17 protein-coding genes and 1 tRNA gene are annotated in these 14,305 nt (G+C 67.1%); 3 read left to right on the plus strand and 15 right to left on the minus strand.

Annotated features, from left to right (window positions below; translation table 11 throughout):
- Positions 1-7: 7 nt before the first annotated feature.
- Both AC2D9V_RS10340 and AC2D9V_RS10345 read right to left on the minus strand, forming a co-directional pair.
- Positions 8-982: a hypothetical protein gene (locus AC2D9V_RS10340; protein ID WP_484713994.1), complete on the minus strand. Its 975-nt coding sequence runs from the start codon at positions 980-982 to the stop codon at positions 8-10.
- 13 nt (positions 983-995) lie between these two features.
- Positions 996-1,787 carry a dimethylarginine dimethylaminohydrolase family protein gene (locus AC2D9V_RS10345; RefSeq protein ID WP_484713995.1) on the minus strand — a complete coding sequence of 264 codons (792 nt, stop codon included), beginning with the start codon at positions 1,785-1,787 and terminating at the stop codon, positions 996-998.
- A 190-nt stretch (positions 1,788-1,977) separates the two neighbouring features.
- Here AC2D9V_RS10345 and AC2D9V_RS10350 point away from each other — a divergent pair, with 190 nt between their 5' ends.
- The gene (locus AC2D9V_RS10350; RefSeq protein ID WP_484713996.1) at positions 1,978-3,954 is read left to right on the plus strand and encodes a Hint domain-containing protein; all 1,977 of its coding nucleotides are present in this window, start codon (positions 1,978-1,980) and stop codon (positions 3,952-3,954) included.
- A gap of 229 nt (positions 3,955-4,183) precedes the next feature.
- On the opposite strand, the gene AC2D9V_RS10355 is transcribed toward AC2D9V_RS10350, so the two are convergent.
- The 8 genes from AC2D9V_RS10355 to AC2D9V_RS10390 form a co-directional block, all read right to left on the minus strand.
- A tRNA-Phe gene (locus AC2D9V_RS10355) sits at positions 4,184-4,259 on the minus strand.
- 59 nt (positions 4,260-4,318) lie between these two features.
- Positions 4,319-4,495, minus strand: a complete 177-nt coding sequence (locus AC2D9V_RS10360; protein WP_484713997.1) for a DNA gyrase inhibitor YacG — start codon at positions 4,493-4,495, stop codon at positions 4,319-4,321.
- Positions 4,492-5,541 carry a ribonuclease E/G gene (locus tag AC2D9V_RS10365; protein ID WP_484713998.1) on the minus strand — a complete coding sequence of 350 codons (1,050 nt, stop codon included), beginning with the start codon at positions 5,539-5,541 and terminating at the stop codon, positions 4,492-4,494. Before AC2D9V_RS10365 ends, AC2D9V_RS10360 begins: the two co-directional genes overlap by 4 nt.
- Positions 5,538-6,113: a Maf family protein gene (locus AC2D9V_RS10370; protein WP_484713999.1), complete on the minus strand. Its 576-nt coding sequence runs from the start codon at positions 6,111-6,113 to the stop codon at positions 5,538-5,540. Before AC2D9V_RS10370 ends, AC2D9V_RS10365 begins: the two co-directional genes overlap by 4 nt.
- A gap of 6 nt (positions 6,114-6,119) precedes the next feature.
- A complete protein-coding gene (infA, locus tag AC2D9V_RS10375) occupies positions 6,120-6,338 on the minus strand; it encodes a translation initiation factor IF-1 (RefSeq protein ID WP_050523081.1) in 219 nt (72 codons plus the stop codon).
- An 80-nt stretch (positions 6,339-6,418) separates the two neighbouring features.
- A complete protein-coding gene (locus AC2D9V_RS10380) occupies positions 6,419-9,040 on the minus strand; it encodes an HAD-IC family P-type ATPase (protein WP_484714000.1) in 2,622 nt (873 codons plus the stop codon).
- A gap of 134 nt (positions 9,041-9,174) precedes the next feature.
- Positions 9,175-9,741: a GNAT family N-acetyltransferase gene (locus tag AC2D9V_RS10385; protein WP_484714478.1), complete on the minus strand. Its 567-nt coding sequence runs from the start codon at positions 9,739-9,741 to the stop codon at positions 9,175-9,177.
- Positions 9,742-9,767: 26 nt separating this feature from the next.
- Positions 9,768-10,178, minus strand: coding sequence for a ketosteroid isomerase-related protein (locus AC2D9V_RS10390; protein WP_484714001.1), 411 nt, complete (start codon positions 10,176-10,178; stop codon positions 9,768-9,770).
- Positions 10,179-10,319: 141 nt separating this feature from the next.
- Here AC2D9V_RS10390 and AC2D9V_RS10395 point away from each other — a divergent pair, with 141 nt between their 5' ends.
- The gene (locus AC2D9V_RS10395) at positions 10,320-11,195 is read left to right on the plus strand and encodes an acyltransferase family protein (RefSeq protein WP_484714002.1); all 876 of its coding nucleotides are present in this window, start codon (positions 10,320-10,322) and stop codon (positions 11,193-11,195) included.
- A gap of 102 nt (positions 11,196-11,297) precedes the next feature.
- Here AC2D9V_RS10395 and AC2D9V_RS10400 read toward each other — a convergent pair whose 3' ends face one another.
- Positions 11,298-12,128 carry an SDR family oxidoreductase gene (locus AC2D9V_RS10400; RefSeq protein ID WP_484714003.1) on the minus strand — a complete coding sequence of 277 codons (831 nt, stop codon included), beginning with the start codon at positions 12,126-12,128 and terminating at the stop codon, positions 11,298-11,300.
- Between the two features lie 95 nt (positions 12,129-12,223).
- Between AC2D9V_RS10400 and AC2D9V_RS10405 the strand changes: the two genes are divergently transcribed.
- Positions 12,224-12,616 (plus strand): winged helix-turn-helix transcriptional regulator, encoded by a 393-nt coding sequence (locus AC2D9V_RS10405; protein ID WP_484714004.1) that lies wholly within the window; start codon positions 12,224-12,226, stop codon positions 12,614-12,616.
- Positions 12,617-12,644: 28 nt separating this feature from the next.
- Here the strand turns inward: AC2D9V_RS10405 and AC2D9V_RS10410 are convergent, their stop codons facing one another.
- The 4 genes from AC2D9V_RS10410 to AC2D9V_RS10425 all read right to left on the minus strand — a co-directional run bounded on the left by AC2D9V_RS10410 (position 12,645) and on the right by AC2D9V_RS10425 (position 14,249).
- Positions 12,645-13,010: a type II toxin-antitoxin system VapC family toxin gene (locus tag AC2D9V_RS10410; protein ID WP_484714005.1), complete on the minus strand. Its 366-nt coding sequence runs from the start codon at positions 13,008-13,010 to the stop codon at positions 12,645-12,647.
- Positions 13,007-13,249 (minus strand): type II toxin-antitoxin system Phd/YefM family antitoxin, encoded by a 243-nt coding sequence (locus AC2D9V_RS10415; RefSeq protein WP_484714006.1) that lies wholly within the window; start codon positions 13,247-13,249, stop codon positions 13,007-13,009. Before AC2D9V_RS10415 ends, AC2D9V_RS10410 begins: the two co-directional genes overlap by 4 nt.
- Positions 13,250-13,314: 65 nt before the next feature.
- The gene (locus AC2D9V_RS10420) at positions 13,315-13,707 is read right to left on the minus strand and encodes an arsenate-mycothiol transferase ArsC (protein ID WP_484714479.1); all 393 of its coding nucleotides are present in this window, start codon (positions 13,705-13,707) and stop codon (positions 13,315-13,317) included.
- A 62-nt stretch (positions 13,708-13,769) separates the two neighbouring features.
- On the minus strand, positions 13,770-14,249 hold the full coding sequence (locus tag AC2D9V_RS10425; RefSeq protein ID WP_484714007.1) for a UPF0262 family protein: 480 nt from the start codon (positions 14,247-14,249) through the stop codon (positions 13,770-13,772).
- Positions 14,250-14,305: the final 56 nt, after the last annotated feature.

Below are 14,305 nucleotides of genomic sequence, written 5' to 3' on the forward strand. Positions count from 1 at the left end.
GCCCGGCCTACCGCGTCCACAACCCCTCGCGGCGCAGCGCGTTGCGGATCATCTGTTCGCGGTGGGGCAAGCGGGCGCGGTCGAAAAGCGCGCGCGCCTTCTTGCCCTGGTTCTGGTACACCATCGCCTTCAGCGCCGGCCAGTCGCGCAAGGCGGGGCGGATGGCCTTGTCCTTGGCAACCTCTTCCAGCACCGCGACGGCGTGGTCGCTTTCCCGGGCATAGAGGAGCGGCAGGGCGCGGTAGTGGCAGGTGGCGCTGCCGTCGAGGGCGGCAAGTTCCGGCCCCGGGCGGCCACCGCCGAAGGACTGGATCACGAGGGGGAGGGCGATCTGGTCAAGCCAGGGGTAAAGTTCCTGGCAGACGAGTTCCGGGGGCGGGTCGTCGCGGATCGCGCGGGCGTATGACAGGAAGCGGTCCCCAAAGGCGCGGGGGCTTTCGTGGAAGAACCACCCGGCGTTGAAGTAGAGGTAGCGTTGCCAGTAGCCGTCGGGCTGGGACAGGTCGAGCGAGGCGTCGAAGTCAAGGCCGAAGCGGTCGTAGAGGGATTTCCAGGTTTCGGCCGGGGTGGGTCCGTAAAGTTCCACCGCGGGCCAGGTGTTCTCGCGCCGCATCGAGGCGGAAGGGCGGGTGAAGTCGAAGGGGATGGCCGACAGGGGGCCGGTGACCAGCGTGTCGGTGTCGAGAAAGAGGAAGGGCGCGTCGGGTAGGGCGGAGAGCGACTCGATCTTGTTGCCTTGCGGGTAGTCGGCCCCGAAGACGCGGGCCTCGAAGGGCAGGATCGTGGCGCCGAGGTCGGCGAGAAGGGCGCGGGTCCGGTCGGACATCCGGGGATCGCCCGGCCATTTTCCGCCGGGCTGCGGTTCGGCAATGTAGAGGGTACCGGGGAAGTCCTGGTCGGAATGACGCAAGGATGCGGCAAGCAGGATCGCCTCATGCTCCAGCCGGCCGGCCTGGCCGACCGCAAGGAGGTTGAAGCTCATGGCCGCCGGATCATCATTGGGGAGTGAAGCGCAAGGAGAGGCAGGACATGCCGCCGTCCAGCTTGGCGCATTCGGAATTGCCGATCTCGCGCACCGTCAGGCCCGCGGCGGTGATCGCGTCGCGCGTGCGGGGAAAGCCTACAGGCATCAGGACGAGGTCGTTGAAGCGGATCGTGTTTGCTGCGGCCTCTTCCCCGTCGGCCACGTCAATCACGCGGTAGCCCGTGAAGCAGCCGGAGGCGGAGAGGCGCTTGGTGGAAAGCACCGTGTCCACGTCGAGAAGCGAGCAGTCGGTCTTGAAATGGAGGACACCGGGGGGCGTGTGAACCTCACGCACCTTGTGGCCCCAGGGGGCGACAAGCGTTGTGAGTTCGGCGATCCCGGCGGCGTTGGTCCGGGCCGAGCGACCGACGAGGATTTCCCGCTCGGTCACCAGGATATCGCCGCCTTCGATGAAGCTGTCAGCGCCGGTGATCGCGACGACCTGACCGTAAAGCGCCTTCAGATGCGGGGCCATCTCGGCCGCCTCGCCCAGCCGCGAGGGCGCGCCGGGGCGCATGACGACGGCACCCTGTGGCAGGCAGAGGGCCGTGTCCTCGACGAAGACCGAGTCGGGATAGGCCTCAAGCGGCGGGAGTTCGACGACTGTGGCCCCGGTTTCCTTCAGCGTGGCAACATAGGCCGCATGGTGCGCCTGCATGAGCGCAAGGTCGGGGGTGCCGGTGTCGACCGCGCGCAGGCCCCGGATGATCGAGGCTGAAGGCTGTCGGGTGATGGCATGCGTGAAATGGATCGAGAAGGACATGGCGCGGGCCCCGGTTGCTGGCCGTCTGTGTCGCACCCCGGCAGGTCCTTCGCAAGGGTCCGGGCGGCTGAAGACCACCGGAGGGACCGGACCATGATCGCGACGGGTGGGGCGGCCCGGGTCCAGATCGATTAGGCTTCGCTTAACGGACAGGTCCTACGCTTTCCCGCGTTAAAGCTGGGTTGCGGGCATGGCCACCTATCTTGTCACGACATCGAACTGGAACGATCCCGACTTCTGGGCGAAGGTCGACGGGTCGGGCGGCGGCCATACCCTGTCCTTCGCCGGGCTTCCCGCAGGCTTCTCTATCCAGTTCGGCGAAGGAACGCGGCTGTCTCTCAGCAACGGCAAGACGTCATTCGTGGTCGGCACCCGTTCGACCGCGGAGTCGGCTGACGCCGTCCTTCCCGGGGGCACGACGCTGGCGGACTTTCCCACGATCCTGGGCTCGCAGGGCGGTGACCGGATCACGGCCACCGACGGTGTGGACCTTCTGGCGGGCGGCGCAGGCAATGACGGGGTGTCCGGAGGTAACGGCGGTGACATCCTTTCCGGCGGCTCAGGCCGGGACACGATCGACGGCGAGGCCGGCAGTGACATCATCGCGGGCGACGCTGCACGGCCCGTCGTGATGGCCGAGACGGACTTCTCGGGCGGTGTGCCCCCCTGGATCACCAGACCGGATGGCACCGCCCTGAACGTCCTCGGCAAACTCAACAACGGCGATCCCTTCCTTGGTCCCTTCGCGGGCAACGGCAAGGGAACCGAAACCGCGCGCGCTACGGTCGAGTTTGCCGAAGGTGCGACGCATGGGGTCGTCACCTTCGACTTCGTCGTTCTGGACAGCTGGGACGACTCGGTGACCTGGGGCCTGGCTGAAAGCCTCGTTGTCCATATCAATGGCGAGCCCGCGTTCAGCATCCTTGGCCTGGGGCTTCAGAACCCGTCCGGCAGCTTTGACGGCGGGCGATGGGAAATCGGGACCAACGCAAAGATCGGGCATCTTGGCGGCAGTTCCGCATGGACCGACAGCATCGTTCCCGTGCGCATCGTCCTTTACGACCCGCCGCCCAAGGTCAGCATCGGCTGGGGTTCCACGACGAACCAGTCGGTTCATGACGAATCCTTCGGCATCGACAATTTTCGGGCCGTTTCCCTGAGCGAAGAGTCCGGCGGCGACGCGGATGAAGTGCACGGCGGCAGCGGATCGGACCTCATCTTCGGCGGCGACGGCAATGACAGTCTGTTCGGCGGAGCGGACAGGGACGCCTTCGAAGGCGGGGCTGGCGACGATTCCATCGTCACCGGCACCGGACGTGACACGATCGTGCTGACCCGCGGCAGCGGAACCGACACCGTCAGGGATTTCGCCACGGTCAGGTGGGGCGACGGTACGACCGAGGACCGCATCGACATCTCGCAGTTGCGCGGCGGAAGCGGCCCCGGCGGGACGGTGCTCTGGCGTGACATCGTCGTCGGCCGGACGCCAGATGGCGATGCCATGCTGAGCTTTCCCGAGGGCGAGCGACTTATCCTGACGGGTGTCCCGCCCTCGCAGTTCGGCACCTACATCGGGGCGCAGAGTTTCGGCATTCCCTGCTTCACCGCCGGCACGCTGATCCGGACCCTGACAGGTGAGGTCCCGATCGAACGGCTCCGCACCGGCGACCTGGTCCAGACGCGCGACAACGGTCTGCAACCGCTCCGCTGGGTTGCGATGCGGCGGCTTTCCGCCGGTGAACTCAGGGCGCAACCCGACCTCCTGCCGATCCGGATCGCGCCCGGCGCGCTGGGAAACGACCGGTCGCTGCTTGTGTCGCCTCAGCATGGGATGCTTGTCGGCTTCCCTGGCGGCGGCGAGGGGCTTGCGCGCGCGATCCAGCTGGCCCGGATGCGCGGCGGCGGGGTGCGCGTCGCCAGGGGTGTGAAGTCGGTCACGTACCTTCATCTCGCCTTCGACCGGCACGAGGTCGTCTTCTCGAACGGCATTCCTTCAGAGAGTTTCCACCCGGGCAAGCGCGCGCTTGCCGGCCTTGCCGCCGAGGCAAGGGCAGAGTTTGCCCGCCTCTTTCCCGACCTCGCAGCCTATGGCAGCCCGGCGCGCGACTACCTTCGCAGCAGAGATCTTCCTCCGCGGCTGTCGACGTTGCCGCTTCTCAGGGTCTGATTGCCCCGGGGCGCAGAGGTCGGCAGGCGGGTGGCGACACATGTGCCGGGCAAGGCCTGATGAGCGTGCCGGGCTGCCCGGATCGAACCGCCCGGCAGGACCGGGCACAGTCTCCCGCCGGGCGTTTGCCGAGACCATAGGTCAGTCTTCTTCTGCGTAGACTGACTCTCGCCGCACGTGCGAGACCGGTGCCGACTGACCCTGCAGTGCAGATCTAAAGGGATTCAAGTGGTGCCCAGAGCCGGAATCGAACCAGCGACACGCGGATTTTCAATCCGCTGCTCTACCAACTGAGCTATCTGGGCACCGTTTGGTAGCGGGGTCATAGCCAAGGCCCGCAGGGCTGTCCAGAGTGAAAACGCCGTCAGTGCGGCTTCGGTGGCGCTGTGTCGTCGGAGGGGCGGTCGGGGTCTTCGGTGTCCTCGGCGGGGACGCGGTAGCTTTCGCTGAACCAGCGGCCGAGGTCGATGTCGGCGCAGCGGCGCGAGCAGAAGGGGCGATACTCGGCCGTGGTCGGCTTGCCGCAGATCGGGCAGGTCATGGCCGGTATCCGGCAAGTAGGCCGGCCAGCGGCAGGCGGTCGCGCTTGCGGGTCAGTTCGTAAAGACCAAGCGTGGTCCAGCCGGCCAGGTTCACCTCGCCATCGCTTTTGAAGGCGGCCTTCAGGACCTGGTCGAGGATGCTCCGGTCACGTTTCGGCACTGGCGCGAAATCCACCACGACCTGGCCGCCAAGACCGCGCAGGCGCAGTTGCCGCGCAAGGTCGCGGGCGGCGGCGATATTCACCTTCAGCGCGGCGGCGGGAGAGGTGTCGGGGCCGGTGTTCACGTCGACCGCGACCAGCGCCCGCGTCGGCTCGATCATCATGTGCCCGCCGCCGTCAAGCTTAACCCTTGGGGAAAGGAGTTCCGCAATCGCCTCATGCAGGCCGTGGCGGTCAAAGCTGCCCGGTTCGGTGTCGGCCTCGTCCACGGCGGGGTCCAGCCAGTCGCGGAAGGCGAGGTCCTGCGCGCCCGGACCGTCGAGCAGAAGCTCCGGCCCGCCGTTGGTATCGGCCAGGATCGCCTCGGCGAGGCCGCGCATCGCGGCGATGTCCTCGGCCACCGCCTCGGGCTCGGCATCCGCCGCCGACGACCGGATGATCAGGCCAAGCCCTGGGGCGGCCCCGGCCATCCCGGCGGTGGCGAGGGCGGCGAGGTCGTCGCGCAGCCCCTCGTCCTTGATCCGGCGCGAGATGTTCAGGCCGGGCGCATCGGGCGTGATGATCGCGAAGCGCGACTTGAAAAGAAGCCGTGTCGTCACCGGCAGAGCCTTGCCCGCCTCGGCAGGACCGGTCAGTTGCACGAGAAGCCGCTGCCCCGGTGCCACGCCCGAGATCTGCCGCAGGAAACCCGAGCCGTCCGGGAGCTTCAAGAAGATGCCGCCCTGTCCCTTGACGGGCCGGTCGGCCACCGCCCGCCAGATCGCACCGGGCAGGGGCACATCGCCCTCGGGATCGACCGCCAGCTCCTCGATCTGTCCATCCACGACCAGGGCCGCCGCCTGGCGACCCGCGATCTCGTCCAGAACCAGAAGTCTGCCCTTCATTCCCGTCTCCAGACCGGATAGCCGATCGCATCAAGCAGGGCCGCCGTTTCGGCCACCGGCAGGCCCATGATCCCGGTAAAGCTGCCCGAGATCCACGGGATGAACGCCCCGGCCAGCCCCTGGATGCCGTAGCCGCCCGCCTTGCCCTGCCATTCGCCGCTGGCAAGATAGCTGTTCAGCTCGGCGTCCGACAGCCGCTTCATCTTCACCGCGCTTACGCTTTCGCGGGCAATAACCCGCGCGCCCCGGCGCACTACAACCGCCGTGATCACCTGGTGCCGCCGCCCGCCAAGCGCCACGAGGAAGGCCGCCGCCTCTCCGGCATCCGCGGGCTTGCCCAGGATGCGGCGGCCGATTGCCACCGTGGTATCCGCGCAAAGGACGATGTCGTCGGGCCCCGCCGGGACCTCCAGCGCCTTTTCCCGCGCCAGCCGCGCGGCATAGGGCAGGGGAAGCTCGCCCTTCCTTGGGTCTTCGTTGATGTCGGGCGGCAGGATAAGGTCCGGCACGATCCCCAGCTGCGCCAGAATCTCCTTCCGGCGCGGGCTCGCCGATCCCAGGATCAGGCGCAAGGCGACTTACTTGAAGCGATAGTTGATGCGGCCCTTCGACAGGTCGTAGGGCGTCATCTCGACCTGCACCTTGTCGCCCGCCAGAACCCGGATGCGGTTCTTGCGCATCTTGCCTGCCATCACCGCGATCAGCTCATGGCCGTTCTCGAGTTCGACCCTGAATGTCGCGTTCGGCAGGAGTTCCTTCACGACACCGGGGAATTCGAGAATGTCTTCCTTGGCCATGGTCTCTCCATTGCAGATGGGCCCGCTGGGCATGTCCGGCAGGCTTCCGGCGCGCCGTATGCCCCCGAAAGGCCCGATATTCAAGCGGATTCGTGTCCTTGCACGCCAAAGGCACGCAGGCGGATCAGCTTTTCAACCTCCAGTACCGCAAGGAAGACAACCCCGACACCCAGGATCACCAGTCCATCGGCCAGGGGCACCGCGACCGTGCCAAGGATGGCCTGCAGCGGCGGCAGATAGGTGATGGCAAGCTGTGCCACGGTGACCAGGGCCACCACCAGCCAGACCACCGGCGTGCCCCGGACCGCCGCCCAGGTCATCGAGGTGCCGTGGACACGTCGGACGAAGAACAGATGGAAGATTTCCAGCACCACAAGCGTGTTCATCGCCATCGTCTGTGCCAGCGCAATGGAATGGCCCGCGGCCAGGGCATTGGCAAAGACCGCAAAGACCGCCCCCACGAACAGGCCCGAAACCAGGATCACATGCCACAGCAGCGTCCCCGACAGGATCGGTGCGTCGCGCAGGCGGGGCGGGCGGCGCATGGTGGCGGGCTCCGTCGGCTCGAAGGCCAGGGCAAGCCCCAGGGTGATCCCGGTGATCAGGTTCACCCACAGGATCTGGACTGCCGTGATCGGCAGCGCCAGCCCCAGAAGCAGCGCCAGCATGACCACCAGCGCCTCGCCCGCGCTGGTCGGCAGCTCGAAGCCGATCACCTTGCGCAGGTTGTCATAAACCGTCCGCCCCTCGCGCACCGCAGCCTCGATGGTGGCAAAGTTGTCATCGGCCAGCACGAGGTCCGCCGCCTCCTTCGCGGCTTCGGATCCCTTGCGGCCCATCGCGATTCCGACGTCCGCCTGCTTCAGCGCCGGGGCGTCATTGACCCCGTCGCCCGTCATCGCGACCGACAGCCCGTGCGACTGCAAAGCTGCCACGAGGCGCAGCTTGTCCTCGGGGCTGGTGCGGGCGAAGATGTCGGTCGCCATAACCTCGCGCGCCAGGGCTGCATCGTCCAGCCGGTCCAGATCGGCCCCCGTCAGCACCCGGTCGTGATGGGCAAGGCCGATCTCGCGGGCAATGGCGGTGGCCGTGCCGGCATGGTCGCCTGTGATCATCTTGACCGCGATGCCCGCCGCGCGGCATTCCGCAACGGCGGCCACGGCCTCGGGTCGGGGCGGGTCGATCAGGCCAAGAAGCCCCAGAAAGGTCAGACCATCCGGCGGCGCGCTCCGGTCCAGATGCGGAGCCGCCCCCTCGGCCAGCGCTAGGACGCGCAGACCCCGGTGTGCCAGAGCTTCGGCCCGGCGGTGCCAGTCCTGCAGGTCCACGCCCTGGCACATCTGCAGCACCCGTTCGGGCGCGCCCTTGACCAGCACCTTCGGACCATCCGGCCCATCGCTCAACACGGCCATGAAGCGGTGGCGGCTGTCGAAGGGAATGGCGTCAAGCCGCTTCGCCGTCACGCGGACCCCAACCTTGCGCGCAAAGGCCAGAAGCGCACCTTCCATCGGGTCGCCCTCGACCTGCCAGTCCGCCGCCTTCCGGTGCAGCCGGGCGTCGTTGCAATGGGCGGCCGCTTCCGCAAGCCGCGTCAGGTCCCCGCCGGGATCAACCGTTCCGTCCGGCGCATAGCCATTGCCGCCGACCGCAAAGCTTCCCTCGGGCGTTTCCGCCACCACGACCATCATCTCGTTCCGGGTCAGCGTGCCGGTCTTGTCGGTGCAGATGACCGAGACCGCGCCGATGGCCTCGATCGCGGGCAGGCGTCGCACGATGGCTTGCCGCCGCGCCATCGCCTGCGCCCCGATGGCAAGCGTGATCGTCATTACCGCCGGCAAGCCTTCGGGGATCGCCGCCACCGCCATACCGACAACCGCCATGAAAAGCTCGCGGAAGGGGAGGTGTTCGGCGACGTAACCCCAGGCCAGAGCAAGCCCCGCGACCAGAAGGATGATCCCTGAAAGCCAGCGTGCGAAACGGTCCATCTGGTCGACAAGCGGCGTCTTCAGGTCAGTGACCCCGGCCAGAAGGCCGCCGATCCGGCCGATCTCGGTTTCAGCGCCGGTCGCCACCACCAGCCCGCGGCCCGTGCCTTGCGTGACCAGCGTCCCCGACCACAGCATCGAATGACGGTCGCCCAGCAGCGCCTCGTGCGCCGCCGGGCGCGTGTCCTTCTCGACCGGCACGGATTCCCCGGTCAGCGCGGATTCCTGCGCGGCGAGCCCATGCGCCTCGACCAGTCGCAGGTCGGCCGGCACCCGGTCCCCGGCTTCCAGAAGGACGATGTCTCCGGGCACCAAAGCCTCGCCCGGCAGGCTGATGCGCCGTTCGTCGCGCAGGACGGCCGCCTGCGGCGCCAGCATGTCGCGGATCGCGGCCATGGCCGTCTCGGCCTTGCCCTCCTGCAGAAAGCCGATGACCGCATTGGCCAGAACTACCGCAAGGATCACCCCGGTATCGACCCAATGCCCCAGCCCCGCCGTCACCCCCGCCGCGCCCAGAAGGACCAGCACCAGCACGTTCCAGAACTGCGAAAGGAAGCGCGTGACGGGCCCCCTGCGCCGCGTTTCCGGCAGACGGTTCGGCCCGTGTCGCTCCAGCCGTGCCGCTGCTTCGGCTGCGGTCAGGCCCGAGTTCGTCGCGTTCAGCCGGGCCAGGGCCGCGGCGACGGACAGTGCGTGAAAGGGCGGCGGTTCGGTCATGTTCCCATAAGGATGCACGGCGGCCCCGGCTGAAGCCAGCCGTGGCGAAGAAGTTAAGGAATACCTAACAGAAAAGACTAACGCTTTGATTCAGCGCAAGTTTGCGAAATTGACCACTGTGGTCAGCCTAGATCCTAAAGGGCCCGCATCCAGAACTGGAGGGATTTTTCCGTCTCCTCCGCCTCGCCGAGGTCCTTCCAGCTGAACCGGGCGATGGCCCCCGGAACGGTCTCATACCCCCGGCCCCGCCAGAAGGCGTCGTTCGACCGGTAGACGGCGGGCCGGGCAGGGTGATCGTCGGGCCGGATCACCGAACAGAAGGCGACGTGGGTCCGCCCCAGGGCGCGGGCATGGTCCTCGCGAAGGTCGATGAAGCGGTGCCCAAGCCCGATGCCCCGGTAGGGCCGCAGCAGAACGGACTCCGCACCGTAGAGGATTTTCTCCGGCGGGATCCCCTGTTCCCGGAAGGGGGCCGAGAACTCAGGGGCGTGGTCCTCCATCGGGGTCGAGGTCGATGCCCCGACAAGCTTCCCCTCGTGAAAGGCCGCTACCAAAAGCGCTCCCGGGGTATCCCGGTAGGTCCGCAGATACTCCCGCTCGTATTCGGGTGAGCCGTCGTAAAGGTAGGGCCAGTCCCGGAACACCGTAATCCGAAGCCCGGCCACGGCATCCAGAGCCGCCTCAAGGTCGGCGCCACGCATGGGCCGGACATCGATCTCGTCCGCGTTCACGCGCTCACCTGCCGGATCCAGTCGTTCAGATTGTAGAAGGTGGTGATGCGGGTGATCCTGCCGCCCCGCACCTCGAAGAACCCGCCGGCGGGCAGGACGTAGGTCTGGCCCTTCGCCTCGGGCAGGCCCGGGTCGGTTTTCAGGTAGGTGCCGTGGACCACGAACTCCGCCGCCCCTCGGGTGCCGTCCTCGTTTACGAAGATCACCATGTCCTTCAGGGTCTCGCGGTAGCTGACCCCCATGTGGCTGCAGAATTCGCGGAACTTCGCCTTCCCGATCCGGTGGCCGCCTTCGTTCACTCGGTGCTCCACGTCGTCATCAAGGCAGGCGAGCATGCCCTCCGGGTCGCCGGCGTTGAAGGCGGCGTAGTAGCGGGTGATGAGGGCGAGGGTGTCGGGATGCGGCATGGCGAGGCTCCTGAGGATCGGAGGGCACCCTAGCGAGCCTGGGGAGCGCCGCCAAGATGGTCCCGGCGGGGCAGGGGAGGCCGACGGCCGGTGGCGCCAGATTCGGCTTCTTTTCCGGGCAAGACCCTGTAGGCTTTCGGGATGGAGCCGAAGTCCGATCCGCCCGCCGTGGGCACGCGAAACGGGTTGGTCGACTACTGTCGACTGATCGCCGCCTTCGGGATCCTTTGGTTCCACACCGAGACGACCGGCTATCGGATCGGCTACATTGCGGTGCCTTTCTTTCTGGTCCTGCTTTCCCTGCCGTCGCGGTCGGGCCTGGCCGACCGGGCGCGGCGGCTCTTGTGGCCCTTCCTGATCTGGTCGGTCATCTATGCCCTCGCCCGGATCGCCCCGGCGCTGCACGCTGGAGACCCGCTTTTCGGGTGGTGGAGGCCGTCGATGATCTTCACCGGGACCTCGACGCATCTCTGGTTCCTGCCCTTCGCCTTTCTCGTCGCCCTGACGGCCCCGGTTTTTCGGGGGTCGGGGCTGGCTCTGGTCGCGCCGGTCCTTGCGGCCGGGACCCTGGTGCTGGTGGGAGAGCCGGAGATGCCTCCCCTTTACCAGTGGTCCTTCGGCCTGATCCCGGCGCTGGTCGGGTTCGCCTGGTACCGCGCGGGGGTCTGGGCGCTGGTGCCTCTGGTGGCGAGCTTTGGGGTGCTCGAACTCTTCCGCCCCTCGCCGGACAACCTCGTGATCCTGGCCGGATCGGGGCTGGCGATCCTGGTCCTGTCGATCCGGACCGCGCCGACCCGGTTTTCCGATTGGTGCGCGCGGGTCTCGGTCTGGGTCTACCTGGCCCATGTCCTGGTGATCCAGCGGGCGGTCACGATGGGGTTCGAGGGACTGGGCCTTGTCCTTGCCACGGCGGTCGGGTCGCTGCTGCTGGCGGTCGGGATCGATGCGGTCGTCATGCGCGTGAAAGGGGCGGCGGGCGGGAGGGGCAAGGTGACCACAGTGGTCAAATCAGGGTAACTGTTGAAAAACAATAGTTTGAGCGTGGGCGTTAGGGATTCCTTTATTTGCTGAGCCCACCCCCATCCCCTCCCCACGAAGGGGGAGGGGAGGTGCGAAGCGTCAGAGGGCGGCGCGGATCGTCTCGGCGATGGGCGTCGTCGGTCGGCCGATCAGGCGGCTGAGGGTGCGGCTGTCATCGTGCAGCGCACCTTCCGCGGCGCGGGCGTCGCTGTCGGCGAGGACCTGCGCGAAGCCTTCGGGCAGGCCGAAGCCGGTCAGCGCGGCGGCATAGTCGGCTTCCGGCATCGAAGCATAGGCGACGGGTTTGCCAGAGGCCTTGGCCACTTCGGCGGCTAGGTCAGCCCCGGTATGGGCGGTATCGCCAGCAAGCTCGTAGGTCTTGCCTGCATGGACCGGGTCGAGTGCAGTGACGGCAACCGCTTCGGCATAGTCCTTGCGGGCGGCGGAGTTGACGCGCCCCTCTCCTGCGGCACCAATGATCGCGCCGTGGGCGATGGCGGCGCCGAGTGCGCCGGTGTAGTTCTCGGTGTACCAGCCGTTCCTGAGGATCGTGGCGGGGATGCCGCTGTCCCGGATCGCGGCCTCGGTCGCGATGTGGTCCTGCGCGAGGAGCATCGGGTTGGAGTCGCCCTTGAGGATCGAGGTGTAGAGGATGCGCTTCACCCCGGCCGCTTTGGCGGCTGAGATAGCCTTCTTGTGCTGGCCGGCGCGGTCGTTGAAGTCGTTCGAGGAGATGAGGACGAGGGTGTCGACCCCCTTGAGCGCGGCCGGATCGGGGGCGGTGTAGTCGAAGGCGCGCACCTCGACCCCGAGGTCGGCGGCCTTGGTCGGGTTGCGGGCTAGGGCGACGAGCGTGGTCCCGCGCGCCTGAAGGGCGGCGATGGCGAGACGGCCGAGATGGCCAGTGGCGGCGGTGATGGCGATGGTCATGGGTTACTCCCGTTGTTGACGGAAGACAGCTAGCCATGATACTTATGAAAAGGAAGTACGCACAAATTTGTTAGTGTATCGAAGGGGCGCACAGCATGATCGACCGTACCGCACAGGACCTGTTGGACGGCTGGCAGCTGGGGAACGTGCTGGCGGCGGACTGCCCGTCGCGGGTGATCCTGAGCCACCTGACGAACCGTTGGGGCGCGCTGGTGATGGTGGCGCTGGCCACGGGCCCGCACCGTTTCGCCGAGTTGCGGCGGAAGGTTGGCGGGGTCAGCGAGCGGATGTTGAGCCAGACGCTGAAGGACCTGGAGGCGGACGGGTTCGTCCTGCGCACCGCGCATCCCGTGGTGCCGCCGCATGTGGATTATGAGCTGACGGAGTTGGGGCGGGAGGCCGCGGCGCATGTGGTGGCGCTGGTCGGCTGGATCGAAGAGGCGCTGCCGGAGATTATGGCGGGGAAGATGGCGGTGGCGGCGGAGTGAAAGGTGGGGTGGTGGGTTGGCACCCACCCTACGCCAGCGTGACATCGTAGGCGGCAAACTGACGGTCGGCTGTAAGGATGGGAAGAGCCTCGGTCCGTGCTTGAGCGATCAGCAGCCGGTCGAAGGGATCGGCATGATGTGCCGGAAGGCGTCCCGCCTCGGCGGCATGGTCCCAGGTGATGGCCAAGGGCGAGAACCCCGTGCGCCCGGCGATGTCGACGATATCGTCTTCAAGCCAAAGCTTGCCGAGAGCACACTTGATCTCGATCTCCCAGATGCTGACGGCGCTGAGAAAGCGTTGTTCTGCCCCCCGCAGGGTCTCGCGCATGGGCGGCGTCAGGCGCGGATCATCGGCGAGCGCCCAGAGCAGGACATGCGTATCGACAAGGATCATGCAGGATCGACAGTCGAGGCCATGCTGTCCTGAAAGCCCGGCGGCAGGTCATCGAAATCTTCGGTAATGCGAATCCTGCCCCTGAGCGCCCCGAAGAGTGGCAAATCGGCAGTCCTGGCCGGGGCGGTCAGGCGGGCCACCGGCTTTCCGTGCCGGGTAAGGATGATCTGCTCACCCCGTTCAGCGCGACGGATCAGGTCGGCAAAGCGGGCTTTGGCGTCGGCGATCGCAATCTGCATCTGGCACCTCTGACCAGAATATAGGTCATATTGAGACCCGCGGCAATGGTGCGCTGTAGTACACCCTATTCTGTCGGCGGCCCGAACCGCTCCAGCATCCGCGTCCTGATCTGGTCGCGCGCCTGCCGGTAGGCGGCGAGCTTCGCCTCGCGCGTCTCGCCCAATCCCGTGGGGTCGAGGATCGGCCAGTATTCGACCTCGAGGTGGTGATAGCGCGTCAGTTCCAGCGCCATGCGTTGCGAGGCGGGGGAGAGGGCGATGATCAGGTCGAACTGGGACAGGTCATCGCCCCAGTCCTGCATCTCGTCGAAAGAGCGCGACCGGTGGCGGGACAGTTCGATCCCCAACTCCTTGCAGACGGCGACGGAGAAGCCGTCGATCTCCATGTCGTTCTTGACGCCTGCCGATTGCACATAGGCGCGCTGGCCGTACATCTGCTTCATCAGCCCTTCGGCCATCGGCGAGCGGACAGCGTTGTGGTCGCAGCAGAAGAGCACCGACTGGGGGAAATCGCCCAAGGTCAGCCCCAGTGCAGGACGCAGATCAGGGTGAAGAGGCGGCGGGCGGTGTCGCCGTCGACCTCGGCCTTGCCGTCAAGCCGTTCGCGCAGGATGGATGCACCTTCGTTGTGGATGCCGCGGCGGGCCATGTCGATGGCCTCGATCTGGCTGGGCGGCAGGCGCTTCACGGCGTCGAAGTAGCTTTCGCAGATCTGGAAGTAGTCCTTCACCACCTGGCGGAAGGGACCGAGGGAGAGGTGGAACTCGGCCGCCTTCTCACCCTCTTCGGTCGAGATGTCGAAGACGAGCCGGCCCTCGCGGATGGCAAGCTTCACCCGGTAGGGGCCCTCCGGCATCTCGCGGTCGGGGCGGCGTGCGGGAGTGAAGGAGTTCTCTTCCAGGAGGTCGTAGATCGCGACCCGGCGTTCCTGTTCGATCTCGGGCGTGGGGCGGACAAGGCCACGCTCGTCGATCTCGATATGGCAGATGCGGTTGGTCATCGTAAGCTTTCCGGCGGCAACCGTCAGGTGATGCCCGACCGGCGGGCTGCGTGCAA

Source organism: Tabrizicola sp. T46 (assembly GCF_057219895.1).

Bases quoted from the DNA above. Each gene is read 5' to 3' on its own strand.
- AC2D9V_RS10405 (WP_484714004.1), top strand. From the start codon at position 12,224: ATGATCGACCGTACCGCACAGGACCTGTTGGACGGCTGGCAGCTGGGG.
- AC2D9V_RS10340 (WP_484713994.1), bottom strand. From the start codon at position 982: ATGAGCTTCAACCTCCTTGCGGTCGGCCAGGCCGGCCGGCTGGAGCAT.
- AC2D9V_RS10415 (WP_484714006.1), bottom strand. From the start codon at position 13,249: ATGCAGATTGCGATCGCCGACGCCAAAGCCCGCTTTGCCGACCTGATC.
- AC2D9V_RS10420 (WP_484714479.1), bottom strand. From the start codon at position 13,707: ATGGCCGAAGGGCTGATGAAGCAGATGTACGGCCAGCGCGCCTATGTG.
- AC2D9V_RS10350 (WP_484713996.1), top strand. From the start codon at position 1,978: ATGGCCACCTATCTTGTCACGACATCGAACTGGAACGATCCCGACTTC.
- AC2D9V_RS10345 (WP_484713995.1), bottom strand. From the start codon at position 1,787: ATGTCCTTCTCGATCCATTTCACGCATGCCATCACCCGACAGCCTTCA.
- AC2D9V_RS10360 (WP_484713997.1), bottom strand. From the start codon at position 4,495: ATGACCTGCCCGATCTGCGGCAAGCCGACCACGGCCGAGTATCGCCCC.
- infA (WP_050523081.1), bottom strand. From the start codon at position 6,338: ATGGCCAAGGAAGACATTCTCGAATTCCCCGGTGTCGTGAAGGAACTC.
- AC2D9V_RS10395 (WP_484714002.1), top strand. From the start codon at position 10,320: ATGGAGCCGAAGTCCGATCCGCCCGCCGTGGGCACGCGAAACGGGTTG.
- AC2D9V_RS10380 (WP_484714000.1), bottom strand. From the start codon at position 9,040: ATGACCGAACCGCCGCCCTTTCACGCACTGTCCGTCGCCGCGGCCCTG.
- AC2D9V_RS10410 (WP_484714005.1), bottom strand. From the start codon at position 13,010: ATGATCCTTGTCGATACGCATGTCCTGCTCTGGGCGCTCGCCGATGAT.
- AC2D9V_RS10390 (WP_484714001.1), bottom strand. From the start codon at position 10,178: ATGCCGCATCCCGACACCCTCGCCCTCATCACCCGCTACTACGCCGCC.
- AC2D9V_RS10400 (WP_484714003.1), bottom strand. From the start codon at position 12,128: ATGACCATCGCCATCACCGCCGCCACTGGCCATCTCGGCCGTCTCGCC.
- AC2D9V_RS10385 (WP_484714478.1), bottom strand. From the start codon at position 9,741: ATGCGTGGCGCCGACCTTGAGGCGGCTCTGGATGCCGTGGCCGGGCTT.
- AC2D9V_RS10425 (WP_484714007.1), bottom strand. From the start codon at position 14,249: ATGACCAACCGCATCTGCCATATCGAGATCGACGAGCGTGGCCTTGTC.
- AC2D9V_RS10365 (WP_484713998.1), bottom strand. From the start codon at position 5,541: ATGAAGGGCAGACTTCTGGTTCTGGACGAGATCGCGGGTCGCCAGGCG.